Origin of the sequence: Mesorhizobium sp. M7A.F.Ca.US.014.04.1.1, from assembly GCF_003998745.1 — a bacterium.
Taxonomy (GTDB): Bacteria; Pseudomonadota; Alphaproteobacteria; order Rhizobiales; family Rhizobiaceae; genus Mesorhizobium; species Mesorhizobium ciceri.
The window spans coordinates 1-1,515 of the sequence record NZ_RZRW01000929.1 but is presented as its reverse complement, the minus strand read 5'-3'; the positions used below and the strand labels follow the sequence as shown (position 1 = coordinate 1,515).

Genomic DNA, 1,515 nt, shown 5'->3' with positions numbered 1-1,515 from the left:
CGCTTCACCGCGCCTGTCGAGCGCGTGGAAGGTTCAGTGCAGCGACCAATCGCGCCGTCCGGCAAACCCACCATTGCCGTGCTGCCCTTCGCCAATTTGAGCGGCGATCAGGACCAGCATTATCTGAGCGACGGCATCACCGAAGATATCATCACTGAACTGGCGCGTTACCGGTCGCTCGTGGTGATCGCGCGTAATTCATCTTTTCAGTTTCGTGGGCCAGCGCCGGAGGGCGCGGAAGTCCACCGGCAACTCGGCGCGCGCTACCTCGTCGAGGGCAGCGTGCGACGGCTCGGGAGCCGTATCCGGATCACGGCGCAGCTGATCGACGGCGCCAGCGGCTTCCATTTGTGGGCTCAACGCTACGACAGGGCGCTTGAGGACATCTTTTCGGTTCAGGAGGAGGTGGCGGCCCTCGTGGCTTCAACCGTCCAAGGCGCCGCCGAGGCAGATGCGACTAGCCGCTCGCGGCGAACGCCGCCGGCCGATTGGGCCGCCTACGACTACTACTTGCAGGGTCGCGCGCACTACCATCAGTATGAAATGGACAAGGGCGAATCCATGTTTACCCGGAGCGCCGAACTCGATCCGACTTTTGCTCAAGGGCATGCCTATCTAGCGCAGTGCCTGGTTGCGCGATTCTGGTACGACCGCGATCCTCGTACGCTGCAAAGTGCCTTGCGGTCTGCGCGCACAGCGCTCCTGCTCGACCGGAATGACGGCATCTGCAACCAGAGCATGGGTCTCGTGCTTGTACATATGCGCCAGCATGGGGATGCCGGACTGCATTTCCAGCAGGCCCGTACGCTCAATCCGCACGACGTCAACATTGCCGGAGACTATGCAAGCTGGCTCAACTACGGCGGCCAGCCTCAGCAGTCCTTGGCGGTCCTCGAAAGGGCCATACTGCTCGACCCGTTGCCCCCGGTCTGGTTCTGGGAGGTGAAGGGAAGCGCGCTCTTCCTGCTCGGCCGATACGCCGACGCCATCGACGCTTATCGGAAGGCCGGCGACCAGTTCTTCATCCATGCCTTTCTCGCGGCGGCCTACGCCCATCTAGGCGAGATGGAAAACGCGCATGTCGCAGTCGAAGCCACACTGAGGCTGCAACCGGACCTCTCGCTTGGCTACCTTGCCCACCTTCCCTTCGCAGACCCATCTTCCTTCGAACACTTCCTCTCCGGCTTCAGAAAGGCCGGCTTTTTATAGGATCCAGCCGGTCCGACAACTCATCGCCGCAGTTGCGTGCATGTGAGCAGTAAGAAGGACGACGGCAATGATAGTCGACAGGACAACCTCCCATACTGTTGGAACCTGACATACGGGGTCATTGCTGGATCAGGCCCGTCGTCCAGCAACGCAGTCATGTTACCTTTGGCAGACCGTCCGCTTTCGGGCGAAGGTAAAGTTTGCCGAACTCCGAGATCAGGCGCATTGCTGCCGCCAGCCGGCAACCGCTGCGAGGGTGAGGAAGGACAATGGGATTGTGCCTGGCGCCAGGTCGCTCGCATCGAG

Annotated in this window: 1 protein-coding gene; it reads left to right on the top strand. The window is 61.5% G+C overall.

Annotation, left to right across the window (positions count from 1 at the left end; translation table 11 throughout):
• Positions 1–1,209, top strand: a 1,209-nt coding sequence (locus tag EOA22_RS33205) for an adenylate cyclase (protein ID WP_127390587.1), incomplete at its 5' end; no start/stop codon positions are given.
• Between the last annotated feature and the right edge of the window lie 306 nt (positions 1,210–1,515).